The sequence below is a fragment of the Vibrio panuliri genome (assembly GCF_009938205.1).
Taxonomy (GTDB): domain Bacteria; phylum Pseudomonadota; class Gammaproteobacteria; order Enterobacterales; family Vibrionaceae; genus Vibrio; species Vibrio panuliri.
This window is the reverse complement of the sequence record NZ_AP019654.1, coordinates 1840852-1863488: the sequence shown is the minus strand read 5'-3', so window position 1 is coordinate 1863488 and position 22637 is coordinate 1840852. Positions and strand designations below refer to the sequence as shown.

At 42.4% G+C, this 22637-nt stretch carries 22 protein-coding genes and 3 pseudogenes; 15 read left to right on the top strand and 10 right to left on the bottom strand.

Features of this window, described 5'->3' with window-relative positions; all coding sequences use genetic code 11:
* Window positions 1–195 precede the first annotated feature (195 nt).
* Both asnS and GZK95_RS08500 read right to left on the bottom strand, forming a co-directional pair.
* Window positions 196–1596, bottom strand: a complete 1401-nt coding sequence (gene asnS, locus GZK95_RS08505) for an asparagine--tRNA ligase (protein WP_075708613.1) — start codon at window positions 1594–1596, stop codon at window positions 196–198.
* A gap of 188 nt (window positions 1597–1784) precedes the next feature.
* On the bottom strand, window positions 1785–3410 hold the full coding sequence (locus GZK95_RS08500) for a methyl-accepting chemotaxis protein (RefSeq protein WP_075713260.1): 1626 nt from the start codon (window positions 3408–3410) through the stop codon (window positions 1785–1787).
* Window positions 3411–3729: 319 nt separating this feature from the next.
* Between GZK95_RS08500 and queD the strand changes: the two genes are divergently transcribed.
* Window positions 3730–4092: a 6-carboxytetrahydropterin synthase QueD gene (queD, locus tag GZK95_RS08495; protein WP_075707713.1), complete on the top strand. Its 363-nt coding sequence runs from the start codon at window positions 3730–3732 to the stop codon at window positions 4090–4092.
* A gap of 41 nt (window positions 4093–4133) precedes the next feature.
* Here queD and GZK95_RS08490 read toward each other — a convergent pair whose 3' ends face one another.
* The 4 genes from GZK95_RS08490 to GZK95_RS08475 all read right to left on the bottom strand — a co-directional run bounded on the left by GZK95_RS08490 (window position 4134) and on the right by GZK95_RS08475 (window position 8323).
* Window positions 4134–4598, bottom strand: a complete 465-nt coding sequence (locus tag GZK95_RS08490; RefSeq protein ID WP_075713262.1) for a GNAT family N-acetyltransferase — start codon at window positions 4596–4598, stop codon at window positions 4134–4136.
* Window positions 4599–4714: 116 nt separating this feature from the next.
* Complete coding sequence (locus GZK95_RS08485) at window positions 4715–6076, bottom strand: L-serine ammonia-lyase (RefSeq protein ID WP_075707709.1); 1362 nt, start codon at window positions 6074–6076, stop codon at window positions 4715–4717.
* Window positions 6077–6167: 91 nt separating this feature from the next.
* Complete coding sequence (locus GZK95_RS08480) at window positions 6168–7421, bottom strand: aromatic amino acid transport family protein (protein WP_151148846.1); 1254 nt, start codon at window positions 7419–7421, stop codon at window positions 6168–6170.
* Between the two features lie 296 nt (window positions 7422–7717).
* Complete coding sequence (locus tag GZK95_RS08475; RefSeq protein ID WP_151148847.1) at window positions 7718–8323, bottom strand: CoA pyrophosphatase; 606 nt, start codon at window positions 8321–8323, stop codon at window positions 7718–7720.
* A 134-nt stretch (window positions 8324–8457) separates the two neighbouring features.
* On the opposite strand from GZK95_RS08475, the gene GZK95_RS08470 reads away from it, so the two are divergent.
* The 6 genes from GZK95_RS08470 (at window position 8458) to GZK95_RS08445 (ending at window position 15315) form a co-directional block, all read left to right on the top strand.
* Window positions 8458–9000: a heme NO-binding domain-containing protein gene (locus GZK95_RS08470; protein ID WP_075707703.1), complete on the top strand. Its 543-nt coding sequence runs from the start codon at window positions 8458–8460 to the stop codon at window positions 8998–9000.
* Window positions 9001–9026: 26 nt separating this feature from the next.
* Entirely contained in the window at window positions 9027–10715 is a 1689-nt protein-coding gene (locus GZK95_RS08465) for an ATP-binding protein (RefSeq protein WP_075713562.1), read from the top strand.
* A gap of 238 nt (window positions 10716–10953) precedes the next feature.
* Window positions 10954–11157, top strand: coding sequence for a hypothetical protein (locus GZK95_RS08460; RefSeq protein WP_075713564.1), 204 nt, complete (start codon window positions 10954–10956; stop codon window positions 11155–11157).
* A gap of 517 nt (window positions 11158–11674) precedes the next feature.
* On the top strand, window positions 11675–13420 hold the full coding sequence (locus GZK95_RS08455) for an ABC-F family ATP-binding cassette domain-containing protein (RefSeq protein WP_075713566.1): 1746 nt from the start codon (window positions 11675–11677) through the stop codon (window positions 13418–13420).
* Between the two features lie 443 nt (window positions 13421–13863).
* Window positions 13864–14370 carry a GNAT family N-acetyltransferase gene (locus tag GZK95_RS08450; RefSeq protein ID WP_225624009.1) on the top strand — a complete coding sequence of 169 codons (507 nt, stop codon included), beginning with the start codon at window positions 13864–13866 and terminating at the stop codon, window positions 14368–14370.
* Between the two features lie 153 nt (window positions 14371–14523).
* A complete protein-coding gene (locus GZK95_RS08445; protein ID WP_075713570.1) occupies window positions 14524–15315 on the top strand; it encodes a hypothetical protein in 792 nt (263 codons plus the stop codon).
* Window positions 15316–15736: 421 nt separating this feature from the next.
* On the opposite strand, the pseudogene GZK95_RS08440 reads toward GZK95_RS08445, so the two are convergent.
* Window positions 15737–15919, bottom strand: a pseudogene (locus tag GZK95_RS08440) (IS110 family transposase); the annotation flags it as partial.
* 87 nt (window positions 15920–16006) lie between these two features.
* Here GZK95_RS08440 and GZK95_RS08435 point away from each other — a divergent pair.
* Window positions 16007–16855, top strand: coding sequence for a DUF6602 domain-containing protein (locus GZK95_RS08435; RefSeq protein WP_075716426.1), 849 nt, complete (start codon window positions 16007–16009; stop codon window positions 16853–16855).
* A gap of 183 nt (window positions 16856–17038) precedes the next feature.
* On the opposite strand, the pseudogene GZK95_RS08430 reads toward GZK95_RS08435, so the two are convergent.
* Window positions 17039–17179: pseudogene (locus GZK95_RS08430) on the bottom strand (IS110 family transposase); the annotation flags it as partial.
* 94 nt (window positions 17180–17273) lie between these two features.
* Between GZK95_RS08430 and GZK95_RS08425 the strand changes: the two are divergent.
* Window positions 17274–18146: a hypothetical protein gene (locus tag GZK95_RS08425; RefSeq protein WP_075716424.1), complete on the top strand. Its 873-nt coding sequence runs from the start codon at window positions 17274–17276 to the stop codon at window positions 18144–18146.
* An 84-nt stretch (window positions 18147–18230) separates the two neighbouring features.
* On the opposite strand, the pseudogene GZK95_RS08420 reads toward GZK95_RS08425, so the two are convergent.
* A pseudogene (locus GZK95_RS08420) lies at window positions 18231–18452 on the bottom strand (IS110 family transposase); the annotation flags it as partial.
* Window positions 18453–18543: 91 nt separating this feature from the next.
* On the opposite strand from GZK95_RS08420, the gene GZK95_RS08415 reads away from it, so the two are divergent.
* From GZK95_RS08415 to GZK95_RS08390, 6 genes are all read left to right on the top strand, one after another.
* Window positions 18544–18762 carry a hypothetical protein gene (locus GZK95_RS08415; RefSeq protein WP_075716422.1) on the top strand — a complete coding sequence of 73 codons (219 nt, stop codon included), beginning with the start codon at window positions 18544–18546 and terminating at the stop codon, window positions 18760–18762.
* Window positions 18763–18946: 184 nt separating this feature from the next.
* Window positions 18947–19453 (top strand): DUF1643 domain-containing protein, encoded by a 507-nt coding sequence (locus GZK95_RS08410; protein ID WP_161987206.1) that lies wholly within the window; start codon window positions 18947–18949, stop codon window positions 19451–19453.
* Window positions 19454–19787: 334 nt separating this feature from the next.
* Window positions 19788–20042 carry a type II toxin-antitoxin system Phd/YefM family antitoxin gene (locus tag GZK95_RS08405; protein ID WP_075707683.1) on the top strand — a complete coding sequence of 85 codons (255 nt, stop codon included), beginning with the start codon at window positions 19788–19790 and terminating at the stop codon, window positions 20040–20042.
* Window positions 20035–20304, top strand: a complete 270-nt coding sequence (locus tag GZK95_RS08400) for a Txe/YoeB family addiction module toxin (protein WP_075716420.1) — start codon at window positions 20035–20037, stop codon at window positions 20302–20304. The genes GZK95_RS08405 and GZK95_RS08400 overlap by 8 nt, the downstream gene beginning before the upstream one ends.
* 449 nt (window positions 20305–20753) lie before the next feature.
* Window positions 20754–21458, top strand: coding sequence for a hypothetical protein (locus GZK95_RS08395; protein ID WP_075716419.1), 705 nt, complete (start codon window positions 20754–20756; stop codon window positions 21456–21458).
* A 234-nt stretch (window positions 21459–21692) separates the two neighbouring features.
* A complete protein-coding gene (locus tag GZK95_RS08390; RefSeq protein ID WP_075707677.1) occupies window positions 21693–22046 on the top strand; it encodes a DUF1428 domain-containing protein in 354 nt (117 codons plus the stop codon).
* A 24-nt stretch (window positions 22047–22070) separates the two neighbouring features.
* Here GZK95_RS08390 and GZK95_RS08385 read toward each other — a convergent pair whose 3' ends face one another.
* A complete protein-coding gene (locus tag GZK95_RS08385; RefSeq protein ID WP_075707675.1) occupies window positions 22071–22622 on the bottom strand; it encodes a TetR/AcrR family transcriptional regulator in 552 nt (183 codons plus the stop codon).
* Window positions 22623–22637: the final 15 nt, after the last annotated feature.

The window sequence follows — 22637 nt, the reverse complement described above, 5'->3', positions numbered from 1 at the left end:
GTGAGTAAATAGACGATTTGAAAATTAAGTAAGTGAAAAAATAGAAAATCGCGCAAGATAACCTAGATAAATAGCCGTTTGAGATGTTTAAGTTTAGATAAGTGCTAAAAGTGTGGTCGTTTTTGGCGAAAGTTGGGCAAAAAAAGACCTCCACGAAGGAGGTCTTAATCTACGAATCTTTTGTCTAATCGATGATTAGAAGTTTGCAGAGCGAGGTGTACGTGGGAATGGGATCACGTCACGCACGTTGCCCATACCTGTTACGTAAGATACTAGACGTTCAAAGCCTAGACCGAAACCTGCGTGTGGCACTGTGCCGTAACGACGTAGGTCGCGGTACCAGCTCATGTGCTCAGGATCGATACCCACTTCACGCATACGTGCGTCGAGGATCTCTAGACGCTCTTCACGCTGAGAACCGCCAATGATTTCGCCGATACCAGGTGCTAGTACGTCCATTGCCGCTACAGTCTTACCGTCATCGTTAGCACGCATGTAGAATGCTTTGATGTCTTTCGGGTAGTTCTTAACGATTACTGGCGCTTTGAAGTGTTCTTCTGCTAGGAAACGCTCGTGCTCAGAAGACATGTCGATACCCCATTCAACAGGGAACTCGAACTCACGACCAGAATCTAGAAGGATTTGGATTGCATCAGTGTAGTCAACTTGAGCAAAGTCAGAAGAAACAAATTGCTCTAGACGAGTGATTACTTCTTTGTCGATGCGTTGAGCAAAGAACTCAAGATCATCACGACACTCTGCTAGTACAGCGTTGAAAACAAACTTCAGCATGTCTTCTGCAAGTTTCGCTACGTCGTCTAGTTCGGCAAACGCAACTTCTGGCTCAACCATCCAGAATTCCGCTAGGTGGCGGCTGGTGTTTGAGTTTTCAGCACGGAAAGTTGGACCGAATGTGTAAACTTTGCTTAGTGCACAAGCGTAAGCTTCAGCGTTTAGCTGACCAGATACTGTTAGGAACGTTTCTTTACCGAAGAAATCTTCGTTGTAGTCCACTTTACCTTCTTCAGTACGAGGTAGGTTTTCCATGTCTAGCGTTGAAACGCGGAACATCTCACCAGCACCTTCTGCATCAGAAGCAGTGATTAGCGGAGCAGATACCCAGAAGTAGCCTTGCTCGTGGTAGAAACGGTGAATCGCTTGCGATAGACAGTTACGAACACGTGCAACTGCACCCATTACGTTAGTACGTGGGCGTAGATGCGCTACTTCACGTAAGTACTCGATAGAGTGACGAGTCTTCGCCATTGGGTATGTATCAGCATCTTCAACCCAACCCACAACTTTCACTTCAGTTGCCGCAAGCTCAAATGCTTGACCAGCAGCAGGTGAGTCCACAACCTTACCTGTTACTTCAACAGAGCAGCCAGTGGTTAGCTTTAGCACTTCGTCGTTGTAATTATTAAGATTATTAGGGACCACGGCCTGAATCGGGTCGAAACAAGAGCCGTCATAGATGGCAAGGAAAGAAATTCCAGCTTTGGAATCACGACGCGAACGGATCCAGCCGCGAACAGTTACTTCACTGTCTACTGCTAGCTTACCGCTCAGTACGTCTTTTACAGGCGCGTAAGTCATGTTAACAATAATCTCCATTAAGGATTGGGGTAAAAATAGAACCCAATGTTTATCGACAAAGGTAGTGGCCTTATTGACCAAAAATTCGCCAAAACATTGGGTTGTCATTACTTTTTCATCGAATGACCATATTACCTGTCAAATCGATAGCTTCAACCATTATTATCGATTTCACCGCGATAATTGCGCTATTTTTTCATCTGATTGCTGTCACTTAGCGAAAACTGGTTGATGAGTTGCTCCAGACGGTCGGACAACTGTTCTAAGTCTAGGCTAATGTCACGCGTTTGTGATGCCAAATCGGAGGTTTGATCGGCATGAGAGGTAATGGTGTCGACTTTACCTTGAATATGATGGCTGACTGCGGACGTATCTTGGGTTTTTTGCTCGATTTCTCGCGTATGGGCAAGCACTTGCTGCATACCATCCACTACGTCATGCATGGCGAGCGATAAACTCTCCACATCCTCGGATCTCTGGTGTGCTTGCGCGCATACTTTGTCTACCGAGGTGAGAGACTCTTGGCTACCGCGCTGGAACTGCTCAATAATTGCTTCAATATTCCCAGTCGCTTCTGCGGTTCTACCTGCTAAGTTGCGAACCTCTTCAGCAACAACCGCAAAGCCTCTGCCTTGCTCTCCTGCGCGAGCCGCTTCGATGGCGGCATTCAATGCCAGAAGGTTAGTTTGCTCAGCGATACCACTGATCACTTCTAAAATTGAGGATACTTCTGAAGTTTGATTGTTGAGTGCGTTGATTTTGTCTTTGACATTATCAATAGAACCAACCAGTTGCTTGATATCTTCACTTGCATGATGGGCACTGTTGGCACTTTCAGTCACTACTTTTACCGTGTGATGAACCAGTGCAGTGGCTTCTTGTGTGGCTTGCTCGGTATGGTTTTGTTGTTCCAGCATATTGTTAATATTACTTTGAACATCCGTGGTTTCAGCTTGCTGATTGTTAGCGGCGTCGTCGGTTGATTGCGCAACATCGGTGAGTTTGGTTGCAGCTCCGGAGAGAGTATGTGTGGTTTGCTGCACTTGCTGAAGGCTGTTACTCACCGTGTCCATAAACGAGTTAATAGAATGGGTGAGTACGCCAATTTCGTCTTGCTGCTTGGTGACAAGTCGTCCAGAAAGCTCTTTAGACTCGGACACTTGGGACATAAACTTAGAGGCTGCCTGCAAAGGGGAGACAACGATTTTGCGTGTCAACGCCATGGTGAGGATAAAGCCAACAAAGGTAATGGATGACATGATGGCAATGGCCATCATCGCTTGCTTACTGACCATTGAATTTACATGGTTCATGTTGTACTCAAGGCGGATAGCGCCTAGCACTTCGCCCTCTGGTGCAGCATGACAACCGACGCAGTTGGTGCCGCGATAGTTCAGGCTAGACTTCATTGGTAGAGCGACGACAAGACCTTTTCCCCAATCGGATTGTATGGGTTCTATCACTAATTCGCCCGCCAAGGCGCGTCGGTCGATATCATCAGCAGGAGCTTGGTTTTCACCTCCGGGACCGTAGATTTTATTCACGGCCTCAGCTCGTAGAACGCGTACCTCTTCAATGCCATCTTGTGCCATGGCTTTTTCACGCAGTGTTTCTTTCTGCGACATGGTGCCCGTAAGCATCATCATGTTTAGGCTATCAAAGTAGTTGCTTGCTTTATCGTGTAATTGCTCGCTAAGCACGTCGTGAATGAGTTCTTTTTGTTGCTGATACTGATAGAAAGTAGAGACCGCCAGTACACAACCGAACACCAACACAAGGGCGATTAGAAGCTTAAAAGTTATTGTTGAGCGCATGTATTTTACGTTTTATTAGAATTGACGTAACAATTTTAGGGTTTTTGCTCTGCATTGTTACAGTAAGGTTTCTTTATTGTGAGCTTATACAAGCACTTACTAATGTAATTGTGATGTAACTAACATGTAGTCATAAAGTTGTTGTTGCGTCAAAAAAACGACGAATAGAAACATTGACGCTGAGGGAAATGGAATAGGGTTCACACTAGAGCTTCGTGGTTAAGTTAGGTAGTATACCCAAACGCCTTGAGATGCGAGTTTCAGCGAGAACGCATTGGTTTAGGTTTATATTCGGTTTGTTGAAGTTAGGTAAGTTAAGATGAAATCAGAGTTGTACAAAGAGTTTATGTTTGAAGCGGCACACCGTCTGCCACATGTTCCAGAGGGACATAAGTGTGGGCGTTTGCATGGACACTCTTTTTTAGTTCGTCTTTATGTGGAAGGAGAAGTGGATCCTCACACGGGTTGGGTGATCGATTTTTCTGAAATTAAAGCTGCATTCAAGCCGATTTATGACCGTTTAGATCACTACTATTTAAACGATATTGAAGGGTTGGAAAACCCAACCAGTGAAGTGTTGGCGAAATGGATTTGGCAGCAACTGAAACCCTCACTTGCTTTACTTAGCAAAGTTGAAATTAAAGAGACATGTACCGCAGGTTGTATTTACCGAGGTGAGTAACCTGAGTTGACGATTAAAAGCCAATCATTGATTGGCTTTTTTTATAGCTTGTGGCGCATGATGCGCTCTTTGCCGTTTTTACCAAAAAAGAGTTTTGCTTCTTCAGTAAAGCCTAAGGCAGCGAAAAAGCCTTGCGATGATTCATCATTCGCTGCGAGGGTAACGCACAACGAGTCACTGTCAGCGTTAATCGCATTGGCATAGACAAAAAGCTTCTGCATCGCCTTTTTACCCCAGCCTTGTCTCTGGTAGTTTTTATCAAGAACGATGTATTTAAGCCCCAGTTCATTACGGCGCGCGAATGTAGCGTAGTGGGAGAAGGCTTTGTCGACGACGAGATAGCCAATCGGATGGTGATCAACAGATAAAGTCAGAATGACCTCATACTTTGAACGATTATGGTATGCCTGCTCAAAGGGTAGGTGAGCGTGCTTTTGTTCGGGTAACACCTCAAGCTGCATTAAACTGGCGAAATCTTTAAGCTTGGCCGGCTTGATTGCAATCATATTGCCTCATTAGTACTGCATAAAAAAATGGCGACCTTATGTGTCGCCATTATACTTTTTAGAATTATCAATAGAACATGATTCGACTGATATTTTGACTAAAGATCACAGCTAGATTAGCAGATCACTTTAATCGCTAGACCGCCTTGAGAAGTTTCGCGGTATTTCGCGTTCATATCTTTACCTGTTTCTAGCATAGTCTCGATAACTTTATCGAGAGATACTGTTGGTGCAGATGAACGACGTAGTGCCATACGAGTCGAGTTGATAGCTTTAACTGCTGCAATGCCGTTACGCTCGATACATGGAACTTGTACTTGACCTGCTACAGGGTCACAAGTAAGACCTAGGTTATGCTCCATAGCAATTTCTGCCGCCATACATACTTGCTCTGGGCTACCACCCATAAGCTCTGCAAGGCCTGCAGCTGCCATTGAACATGCTACGCCAACTTCACCCTGACAGCCTACTTCAGCACCAGAGATTGAAGCGTTACGCTTGTAAAGACCACCGATTGCACCAGAGGCTGCGAAGTAACGGATGTAATCTTTCTCTGTTACTGTTTGGATGAACTTGTCGTAGTAAGCAAGAACTGCTGGGATGATACCACATGCACCGTTAGTTGGAGCGGTAACAACACGACCACCGGCTGCGTTTTCTTCGTTTACCGCGAAAGCAAACATGTTCACCCAGTCTACCACTGCCATTGGATCGTTAGAGGTTTTCTCTGACGTTAGCAGTTGTTGACGTAGGGCAGCAGCGCGACGTGGTACGCGCAATGGACCAGGCAGAATACCTTCAGTATTCATACCACGCTCCATACCTTCGCGCATGGTCTTCCAAATGTTAGCAAAGTAAGTGCGAGACTCTTCATCTGAGTGAAGCGCAGCTTGGTTTTTCATCACCAAAGTACTGATAGAAAGACCGTGTTCTTTACACTGGTTCACTAGCTCTTCAGCGCTTGTGAATGAGTAAGGAACTTGAATCGGATTCTCTTCTTCTTTGCCAAAGTTTTCTTCATCGACGATGAAACCACCACCGATAGAGTAATAAGTCTTTGAGTACGCTACTTCGTCATCAATCCACGCGTGGATTTGCATGCCGTTTTCATGTAGCGATAGATTGGAAGTATGGAAGTTCATACCGCCATCTTTAGGGAACGAAACTGTATGACAGTGCATGCCAACAGGAAGGCGTTCTGTTTCTTCTACGCGAGCAATAAAGCCCGGAATAGAATCGATATCCACTTTCTCAGGAGTATTGCCAGCAAGACCCATGATGATTGCGATATCGGTGTGGTGACCTTTCCCTGTCAGTGATAGTGATCCATAAACGTCAACGGTGATTTTAGTGATGTCGCGCAATTTTCCCATTGAACGAAGATCATCAATAAATTCTTTACCCGCTTTCATTGGACCAACAGTGTGTGAGCTAGAAGGACCAACGCCGATTTTATAGATGTCAAAAACACTAATCATATCGATTACCTCATAAGTAAGCCTCCCATAATAAGGAGGCTTAATTTTCGTTATACTTTTTGCTTTAACTCGCCGTAATTAGGGGCAGAGATTAAAGAGCGCCGTAGATTACAGAAGTAATCGCTGCAAGACCACAGATAACTGTGAAAAGCTGTACAGGTGCTGAAGTTTTGTACTTCGCCATAGCTGGTACTTTGTGCATAGCGAATACAGGTAGGATGAATAGGATTGCCGCAATCATTGGCGCGCCCATTGTTTCGATCATACCTAGGATACTTGGGTTAACAATTGCAACAATCCAAGTAGTGATAACGATGAAGATTAGCGACATTTTCTCAATCTTGCTTACTGGAGTAGTAGAGCGAGATTTGATTAGACCAACTAGACCTTCGTGAGCACCAAGGAAGTGGCCGAAGTAGCTAGATGTAATCGCTGCGAAAGCAACAACAGGACCCATGTAAGAGATGATTGGGTTGTCGTGTACGTTCGCTAGGTAAGATAGTACAGAGATGTTTTGCTCTTGTGCCATTGCTAGTTGCTCTGGAGATAGAGAAAGAACAACAGAGAATACGAAGAACATAACAAAGCCCATTAGCATCATTGCTGCGCCGCCAGTGATAACGTCAGTCTTTTGTACTGCGTTGTCACCATGTACACGACGTTGTTCTTTAGAGAACTGAGAAATGATTGGGCTGTGGTTGAATGAGAATACGATGATTGGGATTGCTAACCAGATGATAACAGGCATTGCGCTGAAATCAGGGGTTACTTCAATCATTGACGTATTCCAGTCAGGGATTAGGAAAATAGACAGCGCTAGTAGGATGAATACTAGTGGGTAAACCATTGCTGAAGTTGCTTTCAGCATTAGTTCTTTACCAAACACTACGCCAGCAGTCATTGCAGCGATAAGTGCACCAGAAAGCAACCAACGAGGGATAGATTCCATACCGATTTGGTTAACAAGGAAAGAGTCAACCGTGTTAGTGATACCTACACCGTAGATAAGAACGATAGGGTAAATTGCGAAGAAGTAAGCGAAAGTGATTAAGTTCGCGCCAGTTTTACCGAAGTGTTCTTCAACTGTGTCAGTGATATCCGCTTCAGGGTTCTTTGCTGAAAGAACGAAACGCGCCAAAGATTTGTGTGCAAACCAAGTCATTGGAGCGGCAATTAGAGCTAGAGCAACAAGAGGCCAGAAGCCGCCAGCACCTGCTTTAATTGGAAGGAATAGTACACCAGCACCTACTGCAGTACCGAATAGTGATAGACACCAAGTGAAGTCTTTGTAAGTAAACTTACTAGACGATTGCTCAGCCGCAGCTGATTTAGTAGTTGAGTTCATATTTTGGGTTACTCATTTTTTGGGAACAGGAAATAAGTCGGGTGCAATTCTGCAAGAAAAAATTACATAAAAATTAGATCTAAATCATAAATTGGTAGGGCGGCGCTTATGATATTGCAAAAAGGAGTTTTTTGTCACGAAAATGACGTGCTACACGTGATTTTTATTAATGCTTGAGATTAGTTAATCTAATCCGAGAGATGACTTGTAGTTATTTTGCTCAGAGCAAACGTTTGCTTTATTTATCTTATTTAACCGTACGAAATATCAAATAATAATTTTTTCGAGTAACTTAACTATTTTTGCATTAAATGGGCTTGCAAAGCCTGAATGATTTGTGCAGTCATGCCCCATATGAAGTGTTGACCATAACTGATCCCAAACACTCGATGTGGCTGTTGGTTGACAAAAAATGTACTACTTTGAAGGTGATAGGGATCTAAAATTATCTCAACGGGCACCTCAAAAACCTCATCCACTTCGTTGCGGTCGATGAGAGTTTGATAGTCAGGCTCAATGAACGCTAAATAGGGGGTAACGGAGAAGCGGCTAATGGTCGGCAGTTCAGGCATCACCCCAAACACATCAATTTTCTCTCCTGCGATTCCGACTTCTTCATGAGTTTCTCTCAACGCCGTCATCAATAGGGAAGTATCATCATCTTCATGTTTTCCCCCAGGAAAACTGACTTGACCTGGGTGATGCTTTAAATGGCGTGCCCGTTTAGTAAACAGAACATTGAGGCTTTTGTTTCGCTCAACAAAGCCTATCAGCACTGCGGCTTTGCGCAATGACTGGGGCGTTACTTGACCTAGTCGCTTTAAAGACTCGGCATGATAAGAGACAGGTTGCTTAACTTGAAAGCGTTGAATTAACGCGTCACGGTTGGTGGGTATACGCACATTTCCCTCTGTATCTATTTGAAAAAGCCAAGTTTATGGATCATGCTTTGATTAAGGTGTGCCGTTTCTACTGACACCTGCACATTAAGCTTCTGGAGCACATAATAATAGACATATCACAAAAGGATGGGCAGATGAAAGGAATCATATTTACTGAGTTTATGGACTTGGTTGAGGATAAGTTTGGTTTGGAGGTGTTAGATCAGATCCTTGAGCATGCCAACGATGATGGTATCTATACCGCAGTAGGAAGTTATGACCACCGTGACTTAGTCAAATTGATTATTAAGCTAAGCGAGATTACGCAACTGCCACCAGAAACACTGCAACAGGTGTTTGGACAATCGGTGTTCAACAATCTCTATGCCACCTTACCGGATTCAGCCAGTTTGGGTGAGTGTCGCAACTGTTTCCAGTTTGTTCGCTTAGTAGAAGATTACATCCACATTGAAGTGAAGAAGCTCTATCCGGAAGCTAACCCACCTAAATTTGAGTTTATATCTGAGAGTGAAACAGAGCTGGTGTTTGACTATAAAAGTGCTCGCTGCATGTCGCATGTTTGCTTGGGCTTAGTGCAAGGGTGCGCTGATCATTTTGACGAGAAGTTAGAGGTGAAGATGGATCAGCAGTCTAGTGATAATAGCCACGTAAGGTTTCATCTATCGCTGGTTGATTAGTCAGCCGTTAGGATTTGAGAAGTTCTATGACCAGTAGTGCTTTAGAGAGAAAAATAGCCCGTGAAAAAGCCGCTCGTAAGCAGGCTGAAACGTTGTTGGAGCAAAAGAGCCTTGAACTCTACGAGGCCAACCAACAACTCAAGTTGGTGCTCGACCAACTGGAAAGTCAGAACCTGAAAGGGCTGCAAAAGCTCGAACTTGAAGGCTATATCAGTGCATCTTTGATTCATTTCGGGCGCTCGTTTTTGAGCCGAACCCTGGATGATGGTCTGCTATCGAGCTTTATTGAACGTATTCGGGCATGTTCTTTGGTTGCGAGCGCGACACTTCGCCTTCAAACAAACTTAATTCCTAGCGTACTTTCAGTTCAATTTGGCAATCCATTAAATAACGACAGCGATGATTGGGTGGTCAACACCATTTGGTCGGATTCAACACTTTGTTTGCCAATAAAAGTAGAAAGCGGTGTCGTGGGGGAGTTTCGCGTTCAAGTTTTCACCAGTGATATCGAAGCGAACTTTATACAAAGCCAAATGGAACTGGTCGTGGAGTTGATTTGCAGTGCCATTAGCCGACAGTTGATGGTGACCAAAACACTCATAGCGCGTAAGCGCGCCGAAGAATCAGAAAGAGCGACCAAAGAGTTTGTCGCCATGATCAACCATGAACTAAGAACCCCGCTTAATGGTTTGCTTGGCAGTGCTGAACTGCTGGCTGACACCAAGCTCAACCCTGAACAGCGTTCAATGTTAACCAACCTCACTCATTCTGGTGACTTACTGCGGCATATCATCAATGACTTGCTCGATTTTAGTAAAATCAGTGCAGGGATGATGGAGTTGTTCCCAAGTCAATTTAGCTGGGATGAACTTAAAAATATGCTCAACGGAATTTTCATGCCTCAAGCGCAGGAAAAGCAAATTGCTTTTCTAATTGAGGAAGAAATGCCCTTTCCACAAGGATTTGTCGGCGACTTTGAGCGTATTAGCCAAATCTTGGCGAACCTAATTGGCAATGCGATTAAATTTACTTCGGCGGGTAAAGTCGAGGTGCTCGCCAGTTGGAATGGTCACGAACTTTCTATTCGGGTTAAAGATACAGGTTGCGGCATCGCCCCTCAGGCACAGCAACGTTTGTTTGATCCATTTGTTCAGGCAGACCGCACCGCTAAGCGAAACTATGAAGGGACCGGGCTTGGGCTGGCGATCTGTAAAAACCTGGTTGAGTTGATGTCTGGTACGATCGATTTAACCAGCGAAGTCGGTGAGGGGAGCGTGTTTTCAATCTGCTTACCATTAGAAGCGGTGCAAACCATTAGCTTCGTTGAACATGCCGATGCTGAGTTAAGTAAACCGTTAGAGAGCCTCTCGATTTTGGTGGTGGATGATATCCGCATGAATCAAATTATCATCAAGCAGATGTTAAAGAAGCTCTCTATCATCCCTGACACCGGAGTGAATGGATTGGAAGCCATTGAAGCGGCGCAAACGACAGAGTATGACCTGATATTTATGGATTGCCGTATGCCTGAAATGGATGGCTTTGAAGCCACTCGCCATTTACGAAAGCATGACTATCAAAAGCCGATTATTGCATTGACTGCTGGGACAACACTGGAAGAGCGAGAACAATGCATCGCCAGTGGAATGGACGATATTCTAACCAAGCCGTATACAGCAAATGACCTAAAATCGATGATTGAAAAGTGGGTTTGATGTTTCATCTTTTTGGTTAATCGTGATACTTGTTAGGTCAGATAGCTTATAGGGATAGGCGCAATAAGCTCTTTCAGAAATGCAAAGTTAGCTTACTGGCTTTTGCTGGATGTGGCATTGACGCTGATGTTTCAGAAGCGCATTCTTTTGGTTTCGAGCAGAACAATGTTTGCTTTGTTATCGCGCAAACTCACCCTTATTTGTTCTGTGCCACGCACCTATTTGAATGGTCGAACACATGAATAAAATCATTATGTTAGTTTTGGGGCTGCTTTTTACCAGTCGATTATTTGCCAGTATTGGCCCGCATATTCACCAACTTGAGCATGATGCGCCTATCCTGATTCGTTCTGCTTTGATTGTTGGTGTCGCCGTTTATCTTATCTGGGCGGTATTTAAGTTCCTCAACAGAAACAAAGCATCGCGGGAAAACGAGCAGTAGGGTTTGACTCGCGATACTCCAGAAAAAAGTGCGTATGCTAAGCAAATAGTCATCCCCAAACTTTATGACCCAGTGACTTATTGCTTTGCCTCATATTATTTACTGATCGCCACGTAGGTTTACTCTGTCATTTCTGCCAAGACGATTATCTTGCTTTGTGCAAGCTTTCCAATGACTTAAATCGTCGCTCAATTATCCATTGAGTTATGCCTAATGGCTCATATTTCTTTACTTTGTTCAAGGTGACGATAAAATAACCGCCATCGAATAACCGAAAATGAATCCATTTTCACAATTAATTTAAGGAGGAACTTATGTCTTTGTGGTGTTTAATCAACCCACGCTTTTATGGCATGAAGGCCCGCTCAAGAGTTATCGATATCGCGTTGCGATAATCTCGACTTGAGCGAATAATTACCTTCCGACGAAAACGTCACTCGAGTACTTTCTCTCAAGCTCGAAGAATTATTGTCAACCCTGACAACGGCCTTCTGCGGCCAAAATTCTTGAGAAAATTATGAGTACTTTTTTAACTGCACAATCCCTGACACTTTCCTATACCTCAACGGCACTGTTCAAACAACTCAATGCGACGGTCAATCGTGGCGATAAGATCGGTCTTATCGGTCATAACGGCAGTGGTAAGAGTTCGCTACTCAAACTGCTAGCTGGGCATCAAGAACCAGACGAGGGGCATGTCTCCAAAGCTAAGCAATGCATGATGAGTTATGTTGAACAGCATGTTCCTAATGAACTGCAGCATATTTCTGTTTTAGATGCATTAGCGGAAACACAAGAAAGAGACGATCTATGGCGTGCGGAACTGCTCTTATCTGAGTTAGGTTTTTCTGCATCCGATTGGAACATTCCCGTAGCGAACTGTAGTGGTGGCCAGCAAATGCGACTTTTACTTGCCAGAGCCATCATCAATGAGCCCGATCTGTTGTTGCTCGATGAACCAAGCAACCACTTAGACTTGCCCTCACTTATGTGGTTAGAGCATTTTTTGCTGCGATGGAAGGGCTCTTTTATATTGGTTTCACACGATCAAACCTTGCTTGACTCAGTGACCAACACAACATGGGTGATGCGTGATCAAATGTTGTATAGCTTTGCTTTACCATGCACAAAAGCAAGAGAAGCGTTACAAGAAAAGGATGCCCAAGACCAACTTCGTTTTAATAGTGAGCAAAAAGAAATCAACCGTATTGAGAAAAGCGCTAAGCGCTTAGCATTATGGGGAAAGATCTACGATAACGAAGACTTAGCTCGTAAGGCCAAAACCATGTTTGCTAGAAAGGAGCGCTTGGAAGAGGAACAAACCGAACTTAGCGAAGTTTCTCCTTGGCGTTTAGCGCTTCAAGGGGAGGTATTACCTGCCAATCGCTTAATGGAAACTGCGCCTTTTGCGGTTAAACCTGCGCAAAGCGATATGCTACTTTTTGATATGCCAGAAGCACGTATTAAGAGTGGCGATAGAATTGCGGTTCTGGGTAGCAACGGTTGTGGTAAGTCATCACTGTTAAATCTTTTGTACCGACGTTACTCGCAAAGTCACGCTGGTATAACCCCAGACCTAGACAGCAGCACGAGCGCGGTTACCTTTCATGATCGCTGCCGCTTGGGTTATTACGATCAGTCGTTACAACAACTGGATGGTGAAGACACCTTGTCTGATGCATTAAGCAAGTTTGTGGCAATAAGCGGTGAGCAAAGCAAGCGCGCTTTAATCAGTGCGGGTTTTCAATACGCTAGACATGATCAAAAAGTCGCCTCTCTTAGTGGCGGAGAGCGGGCGCGACTACTGTTTGTTGGCCTCACTTTAGCTAGGTATCACCTGCTTTTTCTCGATGAACCGACCAACCACTTGGATATGGAAGGAAAAGAGGAACTTATTGAAACTCTGAATGAGTTTGAAGGGGCAGCGGTTCTGGTTAGCCATGACCGAAGCTTAATAGAGCAAAGTTGTAATCGATTCTGGCTCATCCAAAATGGGGCGCTTACAGAGTATCTATCGATGGACGAGGTATATTTGAGACTTGGCGAGCAATCGCGTCCGTCTTTACCGGACAGCGCACAGCCAGTTAAACAAAATACTTTTGCTCCAAGTGAAGTTCTGGCTGAAGATGAAAAGCTATTGGAGCGACTGATAGAGTTGGAGTCTCTGCTAGATGCGGATTTACAGCGCAAACCCAAGCATCAAAAGCCAGACCTACAGAAACTCTGGGAGGACGAAATTGAAAAAATCACCAGCCAACTTTAAGCAATCTAAGTGATAAGCCCAATATCTCACCCCAATGTTGTGATTCCCGCACCAACACTGTCATTCCCGCGAAGGCGGGAATCTCGCTTTGCTCAATAGCATGCGGCAAAGTCGCGTTTCGCGAAAACCTATATAAGCAAAGCCCAACCCAGAAGGACATTAGTAAGAATCAAATTCTCTGCCTTGTCCGCGTTATGGTTTCTAACATTATGAAATATAAGCCATTTGTGTTAGTTCAGCTGTGCAAGCGAGAACGCTAAAAGTTCTAGGTTCTCGCTTTTGTCTAGAGGTAACTGTCACAAAGTAAAGCTCGATGAAATGCAACTTGTTGATTATTTTGGGGTTGTGCGAGAAAATTGAACAAGAAAATAGTGCGGGCTGAAGTGCTTTAGTAAGAGTTCAGTCTAATACAATGTTATGCACAAGGAGGTTGAGCCGTGGATATGTTGATACAGAATCATGAGGTTAGAGATTGGTTTAGTGAGGAGCCTCGCTCCCTGAAAAAGGTTTTCCAAGCCTACGAAGAAACTATCAGCGATATACTGCCTAATTTACTTATCGACCCAAGAGCATCGGTTAACTCTTACATCGTAAACCAAGATTTCCGCAATACACCAAAGTATTTGGCTGCATTCAATGCTAATGCTCAAACGAGACTTTTTGTGCTCTCTGTGCTTTACGTATACCCTGAATTCAGAAAGCAAGGTTACGGTAATCATCTAATCCAGCAAGTTCAGAATATGGTTGGTTCCTCTGGAGTAGTTCAGGTGGCGGTTGAAGAAAATGATGTAAGCCGCCTTCATGATTTCTACATTAAACATTCGTTTAAAACCACTGGTGAACTAATTCCCAATCAGTTCGGGAAAAAGTACTGTGATTATTTTTGGTCTGGAAGAGCCATTGAAATCAACAAGACTCCTGATGGGCAATTTGCAATTACTCCCACTTAGTTGGTAGTGCATAACAAGGGCTTCAAGGGGACTAAAAACACTGGATCATTTTTTAGTCTATTCAGGTTTTGGAGCTTAAGGTGGCTATCTCACATGAAGCTTGTGTTTTTAGCCCCTTAAGCCGACGTTATACAAAATAGAGAAACTACAATTATGATTTTTCACAAAGCTATGGTAATTATATTGATTGTTTGTACGGCAGTATTTACCTGTTTTGCCCTAAAAATGAATCCAATAGAGCCTTTTTTCCGGTTTCAGTTTCTTGAGAGTTTAAAGGTTACGTATATTTTAGGGTTTGCTGTTGCATTCTGGGTTAATGCATATATTGAAGTGGTAGATTATGTTCGAAATCGACTTGGTCTCGAAAATAAGTTACTAAAAGAACAGGCGGGTTCTCTTCAAAAAGATTTGGTTGTGACTGTTTTATCTGCGGTTTTCCTCTCCTTTGTATATTGGTTTGATAGTTCTTCGTATTCGTTTACAAGTGTTGATGTTGGTGCTGTAGCATTACCGTTTTTACTCAGCTCTTTATATGCAATATTTCAACTATTTTCAGTGAAAATAGCGGGTAAACCACTAAGAAAAACACCATTATTCTTCTATTCAGGCATAGTATTCTTTACTCTAGGTTTTTTAGTTTATACGTTGATTAAGACCTCCTCTGGAGAGTACAGTACTATCAAGTCTATTTGGTATCAGGTTACATTTTTAAGCTTGTCATTCTGTCTCTTCATGCATTGTCACCAACAATTATTTTTCCTTAGAAAAGGACAGCTTGGTATCTCAGGATTTAGAGCAAACTTATTTAATGGGATGGTCAAAAGACACGAAAATTACCTTAAAGATTTACCAGAAGCATTAGATGCGCGAAATAAAGAGTTACGTACCCAAAAAGCTGTCCATTCCGCTAGGATACGAAAACAAGGGAAGCAAGGAAAGCGGTAAAAATTTGTATAACACATATGAGCCTTCTGCCTGTCAATAGGCAATAACATCCTGTTGGCTGCGCGAGCAGCCAATGCTCTTCGAACAACAAAGTTATCTACTTTGCTTTGTCATTTCGGTCATTAAGCATTGCTTACGACAAACACATATTGAGGATCTCTTATTGCGGTCTCGCCGCTGCCTATGATTTGTCATAGGGTCACTAGACATCAATCGGTTAACCTTAGTAGGCGCTATTCGAAAAAATGGTTAAACAGTTGTTTTCCAGTTATCTTCGGGTTCAGCCGAGGTGTAAGCAACTTTGCTGTTCGTTGTTATGGATGCGCACCAATGAAGCGGCTAATCAAAGCAAGCGGGCTTGGATTAAATTACATCGCTGGTCTTATCGAGCTATTTCGCTCTAGCATAATGTTCTTGCTCAATAATGTGCACCACTACACGCATCGACACCTATTCGCATAGGTGGCATATTTGCTATTGTAGTCAGTAGTTTAGAGCGAGTGACTGATTTATGAAGTAAAACTTTGCCGTGCTGGTCAACAGCATGAATGCTGAAGTGGTTTTTAGCTAAATCAATCCCGCAAAAATAAGAATAATCAGACATGGTGCCTCCAGTGCAAATGTATACCACTTAAGTGTGGCAGTTCCTCGGGACGGGGAATCCATGTCATTCGTTATGCAGAGAGGTCTAATGACATATTTATATGATGATTTCATCGTAACTTTATCCAAAAAAATTGAAGCGAAACTGAATGATATTCAGGCGGTATATAACTTTGATTGTGGCCCGGAATTTGAGCTTGCTATTTGTGAGCTTCTTAGAGAATTCTTACCTGATAAGTATGGTATCTGCAGAGGATTTGTTGTTGATAAGAACGGTCAGCGCGAAGGGGATGACATAATAGTTTTTGACCAACACAACTTCCCTACACTAAGAGCTTTAAAGGGAAACTTTTCCAAAAAAGAGAAAATTCCTATAGAAGCTGTGTATGCTTATTTTGAAGCAAAGCACTCTTTACACATCGATAATGATGATAATTCAAGTTTAACAAAGGCGTTGGAACAGTTAAGTAAAGTTAAGAAGTTGATTCTGAGTAGGGAGAAATACGGCTTATCTCAAAATGACACATATCATAGCTATGCCTCTCCAAAGGTAATCCCCGACCATATTTATCCAGCTAGAAATCCAGTGTTTACGATGATTTTAAGTAATGGTGTTTATGTTGGTCGCGAGCGCACAAATTCCGACGAGTTAATAAGTGAAAAGTTGAGAGCCTATTTTTCCGATAAACCAATGGATGAATACTATCCAGAGGGAATTGTAGTTGGTTCCAATCACTACTTGTCAACGGCGATTTCCATACCTACAGGAGTTAGTTGTACGAATTTTGTCTTACCTAATGCCGAGAACAACTATTTTTTAATAAACAAGCCATCACTAGCGTTGGCTGTTGGACTTGTACATTTATATTCGGCGATCGATTTCATTCGTTTAGGGAGAATGCCGTGGGAAGAGATTTTTAATGACGCTAAAAAGTAGTGTGATAATCTGCATAACACATATGAGCCTTCTGCCTGTCAATAGGCAATAATATCCTGTTGGCTGCGCGAGCAGCCAATGCTCTTCGAACAACAAAGTTATCTACTTCGCTTTGTCATTTCGGTCATTAAGCATTGCTTAATAATCTGCATCGCCTCATGCTTTGATAGCTATTCATATAGGTGGCATATTTGGTATTGTAGTCAGTAGGTTAGAGCGAGTGACTGATTTATGAAGTAAGACTTTAGAATGCTGTTCAACAGCATAAATACTGAAGTGGTTTTTCGCTAAATCAATCCCGCAAAAATAAGAGTAATCAGACATGTAGCCTCCGGTGCCAATATGTACCACTTCAGTGTGGCAGAGCATCGGGAGGGGGAATCTATGTCATTCGTTCGGCTATTAAGGAGAAGTTCAGTTGATATTCGGAGAAATTGAGTCATTTGTATCCTTAGTGGAAAGGGCTATTAAGCGTTTCAAAAAGAGTGACAAAACACCTCAGGAACTTTTATCTACTCGTCTAGTTAGTGTTTTTGAAGCTCATGGGGTCCATAGAAATCAAATTCCTAATGTCATCGGGCATGGTTTAACACTCCATGATGTTAGTAGTGACGAACGTCTTCTTGAAAAGTTAAATAACGAAATTCTGTCTTCTGCATGTAATCTCTTCGGCATAAACCGAGACTGGTTAGATGGCTCATCAGAAGAGGTTTACTCAACCTATAACTTTTATAAGTACCCGCAGAAATTTAGTGATTTTCTTTCTGGACTAGTGGCAAGATGTGGAAGTGAGAATCTTGATGGAGTATTACTCACTGTCGATAAAGTCGACCGAGGAACAGAGTCAGTTCTCATTCTGCAAGAGACTTTAGGTCATATTAATAATAAGCCTTACTTTCGTTACTACCTTTGTAGTGGCTGGGTATTTTCCTATTGGAAGTCACGTGGTTATATAGCTGCATGTGTTGCGATGTGCTGGAAAAGTCAGGTTTATGTTCGAGGGCTATATCTAGATGCATCAACGGTCAGCCGTTATGCGAGTGGGGAGTCTCTACTAGACTTTGGTCAAGACAGAATCCATTTTCCTAATGGTGTTCGATGGTATGCGGAAGATCTAGCTGAAGTTCCAGAAGTGTATCTGAAAAATGTTGACCCAGAAGAAAACAAGTTCGGTCTAGATGCTGCGTTATCTTTATGGTTTCAGCTAAACAATCAAGGTTTCTTAGACACTGGTTACTCGGATGGCACGGTTCTTAAAAAGTTTAGTGATGCTCGTGAAAAATTAGCCTAACACATATGAGCCTTCTGCCAGTAAATAGACAATAAGGTCCTGTTGGCTGCTTTAGCAACCAATTCTCTTCGAACAACAAAGTTATCTACTTCGCTTTGTCATTTTGGTCATTAAGCTTGCCCAATAATGTGCACCACCACGCGCTTCGCCCCCTATTCGCATAGGTGACATATTTGCTATTGTAGTCAGTAGTTTAGAGCGAATGACTGATTTATGAAGTAAAACTTTGCCGTGCTGGTCAACAGCATGAATGCTGAAGTGGTTTTTAGCTAAATCAATCCCGTAAAAATAAGAGTAATCAGACATGTTTCCTCCGGTGCTAATGTGTATCACTTAAGTGTGGTAGTTCCTCTGGAGAGGAAACCCATGTCATTCGTTATGTATATAAGGATGAAATATGGAAAATATAGAAGCATTTGCAGAAGAACTTGAAGATATCATTTTAGATAACCTTGATTTTGGCTTGTTCAATATAAAACTAGTTCAAAGTCTATGGTCAGAAAAATACCCTGATGTCGATTTCCAAAAAGTTATTCAAAAGCTAGTAGCCGAAAACAAGGTAGGGGCGGCTAGTAAGACACACGGAGAATACAGAGACCCTGAGCGTACCGATTAAAAATATAATAACAAACTGCTCAAGATAGACTACCAATGCTCGGTAGTTTTAGCTTTAGTTTGATACAGTGTTTACGGTGATTTATTCAAGTCGTATGGTGGTGCGTTGCTAGCCACTTAAGTAAGCGCGTTATGTCACAAATGGAGTTGTAACATTGGTAATACAAGTTAATAGAACAATCGAGGTGTCTGCTGAATTCTCAAACGACACCGAGCAAAGCTTACGTTTTTCTCTTAAAAAAGTTTGGGGAAACGGTGAAAAGAAAGCTTTGTTTATACTATTGAACCCAAGTAAAGCAGATATAGTCCGAATGGATAATACTTTCTCCAATGTAGTTAACTATTGCGTGGATGCTAATTTTGATGCTGTGACAGTCGTGAATCTGTTTCCCTACAGAGCGACAGAGCCCAAGGATTTAGTTGGGAAGTACGATTTAGGGCTTTCAGAAAACATAAAGGTGTTTCAGCGTGAACTTGAACTAGCCAATGAGGTGTTCATTGCGTGGGGCACTGAACATAAGAAATATAGCCAAGCGAAGAAGAGGTTTGAGTCTGTTCTTAAAGAAAGTGCTAATGGGAAGCGTATTTCTTGTTGGTATGATGAAAAAGGAAATTATCCCAAGCATTTGCGTATTCTAGGCAAGAACTGGGTAAATAAAGACTATCAGTTTGTCTTTGAGTCAGTTACATAACACATATGCTCTTATTGTCGATCAATAGGCAATAACGTCCTGTTGGCTGCGAGAGCAGCCAATGCTCGTCGAACAACAAAGTTATCTATTTCGTGTTGTCATGTTGGTCAACGGTATAGATGCTGAAGTGGTTTTTAGCTAAGTCCTCTAGAAATAAAAATAATCAGCCATAGCTCCTCCAGTGCCAATGTGTACTACTTAAATGCGGCAATTGTTCGGGTGAGGACTCATCTCATACGCTAGTTAGCTTATCAATATCTTATGTTCAGTTAACTGTACAAGTTAAAGTTGTGAGATTATACTTGTTCCATTAAATGTACATGTAGAGGTTCTTATGAGAATCGTATCTTTTACTGAAGCTAGAAACAGTCTTAAAGCGGTTTTAGACGGTGTTGTTAATGATGCTGACACCACTATAATTACTCGCCGTGACTCAGAAGATGCAGTAGTTATGTCCCTAGATTATTACAATAGTCTTATGGAGACCGTCCATTTACTTCGCTCACCACAAAATGCTGAACATTTAAATCGTTCTATAGCGCAGTATCGTGCTGGTAAAACCACGGCACGAGAGTTGATAGATGAGTAGTGGTCAACGTTTACTATCTTGGACTGACGATGCTTGGGATGACTACTTGTACTGGCAAACCCAAGACAAGAAAACACTGAAACGCATCAACAAGCTGATCAACGATGTTAAGCGTTCGCTATTTGAGGGCATTGGTAAGCCTGAGGCACTAAAAGAAAACTTATCTGGTTTTTGGTCTCGTCGTATTGATGACACCAATAGGCTTGTCTATGCCGTTGATGATCAAGTAATCACGATAATCTCGTGTCGCTACCATTACTAAAACTAGCGTCATCACCAGCCGAATAACACATATGCTCCTATTGCTTATCAATAGGCAACCACATCCAGTTGGCTGCGTGAGCAGTAAATCCCCTTCGAACAAAAAGTTATCTACTTCGCTTTGTCATTTCGGTCATTAAGCTCACCCAATAATGTGCATCACCACACGCTTCGCATCCTGTTCGTATAAGTGGCACATTTGCTATTTTAGTCGAAAGATTTATTTAGTAAGCCTTTGTATGTTAGTCAACAGCATGAATGCTGAAGTGTTTTTTAGCTAAATCAATCCCGCGAAAATAAGAATAATCAGACATGTTGCCTCCGGTGTAAATATAGGCCTCTTAAGTGGGCTAGCTCCCCGAAATGGGGAAGTCTATGTTGCTTGTTATGCAAGTTGGCTTATATGGTGTCATACTTAAAAGATTCGACTGACAATCAAGGAAGGATTTTATGTCTTTTGAGGTCCCTAAATGGCTTACCGATGTTGCGCTTGTTGGAGCTATATTTACGGCAGGCGGTATTTATTTTTCCACTAATGACAGGATTCAACAGTTAGAAACTGAAGTTGCTGCACTGAAAACAGCATCTGCGGTTCAAGAGAAAGCAATATCAATACATCATGGAAGAGATTGGTCTGATAGATTGGATCAACTAATGAAGGTTGAAGATCTTAAAGGCTCATTGACGAGCACAGAAGCTGCGTTGAGCGAACACTATAAGACGAACGCAGGTAAAATTGAAACTAATGATATATGGCTTTCGTCTGTTCGGTCTTGGGCTGAACAACAAGATGCATTGATACGTTCTCAAACCTTAGATAAATTTCGAGCTATCGCAGTTTACTCGCAGCAAAAAAGTGGGAACGCTTTTGAAGTTATGATCAACAAACAACATGTAAAAGGCTCTTTTTACAAAAAGGGAGATAGGGTTCTAATTGAAAATCCAGCGCCTCCAGGCTTCCAAGTAGAAGCTTCTGTAAAAGGTTTTTTAGATGACCCAGCAAGTTCTAACGTATTAGTTCAAATGAATGAAGGGTTGCTTTCTGAACTTGGTCTAACAACTAAGTTAGGCAGGTATGAGCTATATATTACTAATAATGCAGATATATTACGTTGGAAGTCACTTGAAGATATTTATTTAGACACCGCAGAATAATTGCATAACACATATGCTGCTATTGATAGGCAATAACATCCTGTTGGCTGCGCGAGCAGCCAATACCCTTCGAACCACAAAGTTATCTAGTTCGCTTTGTCATTTCGGTCATTAAGCTTGCTCAATAATATGCGGCTAAGCGTGTCAGTTCCTCGGGAAGGGAATCTATGTGATTGGTTATGTGCTTTTTCGTCACTGGACTAAGATCATTACTCCATATTAAGGAGATTACTTATGTCATTTGTTGATGGATTTGTAGCCGCAGTTCCGACTGCGAATAAAAAGCAATATTTGGCTCATATCGCTATAGCTGCTGAAATGTTTAAAGATTACGGTGCGTTACAAGTTGTAGAAGCATGGGGAAATGAAGTACCTGATGGCGAACTTACCTCATTTCCATTGGCGGTAAAAGCTAAGACAGATGAAACAGTGGTGTTCTCATGGGTTGTGTGGCCTTCAAAGGAAGTACGAGATTCAGCTTGGCCTAAAATTGAGGAAGATCCTCGAATGAAGCCAGAAAATAACCCTATGCCATTTGATGGTAAGCGTATTATCTATGGTGGCTTTGATATTATCTTAGACAGATAGAGAGAGGACATTCCATATCATTATTTAGCACTCAAGACGGCGTAAGATTTTTACACTGTTCTCTATGACTTCAGAACTTGCCCCAGTCATGTAAGCTGTTGTGATCGCGCCTTCTTTTAGTAAACAAATCGCATTAAGCAAATCTTCAGAATTCCCACTTAGTTTACTTTGTATCAACTGCCGTACTTGCGCTTTGTGGAAACTACAATAGCGGGATATTTCACTTTTAGCCTCATGGAACTCCGCAGAAGTGTTAATAAAGAAGCACCCATTAAAATCGCCTAATTCAGGTTCTTTACCGTCGAACCAAGCTTCCAAAGCACTAAATAGTGTGTCAATCACCTCACTATTACTAGATGTGTTTTCCAGTTTCGATTCTAACCATTGCATAAAGGCAAGGTGTCTTTTCTCCAACGCCTTAAGTACCAAATCTTCTTTGCTATTGAAGTGGCTGTAGAGTGTTTTCTTAGCTACACCAGAAACCTTGATTACTTCATTAATGCCAATGGAATTAATGCCGTGTCGGTAAAAAAGCTCTAATGCTGTGCTTAGTAGTAAGTCTCGTTTTTTGCTCATAAAGGCACCTTAAAC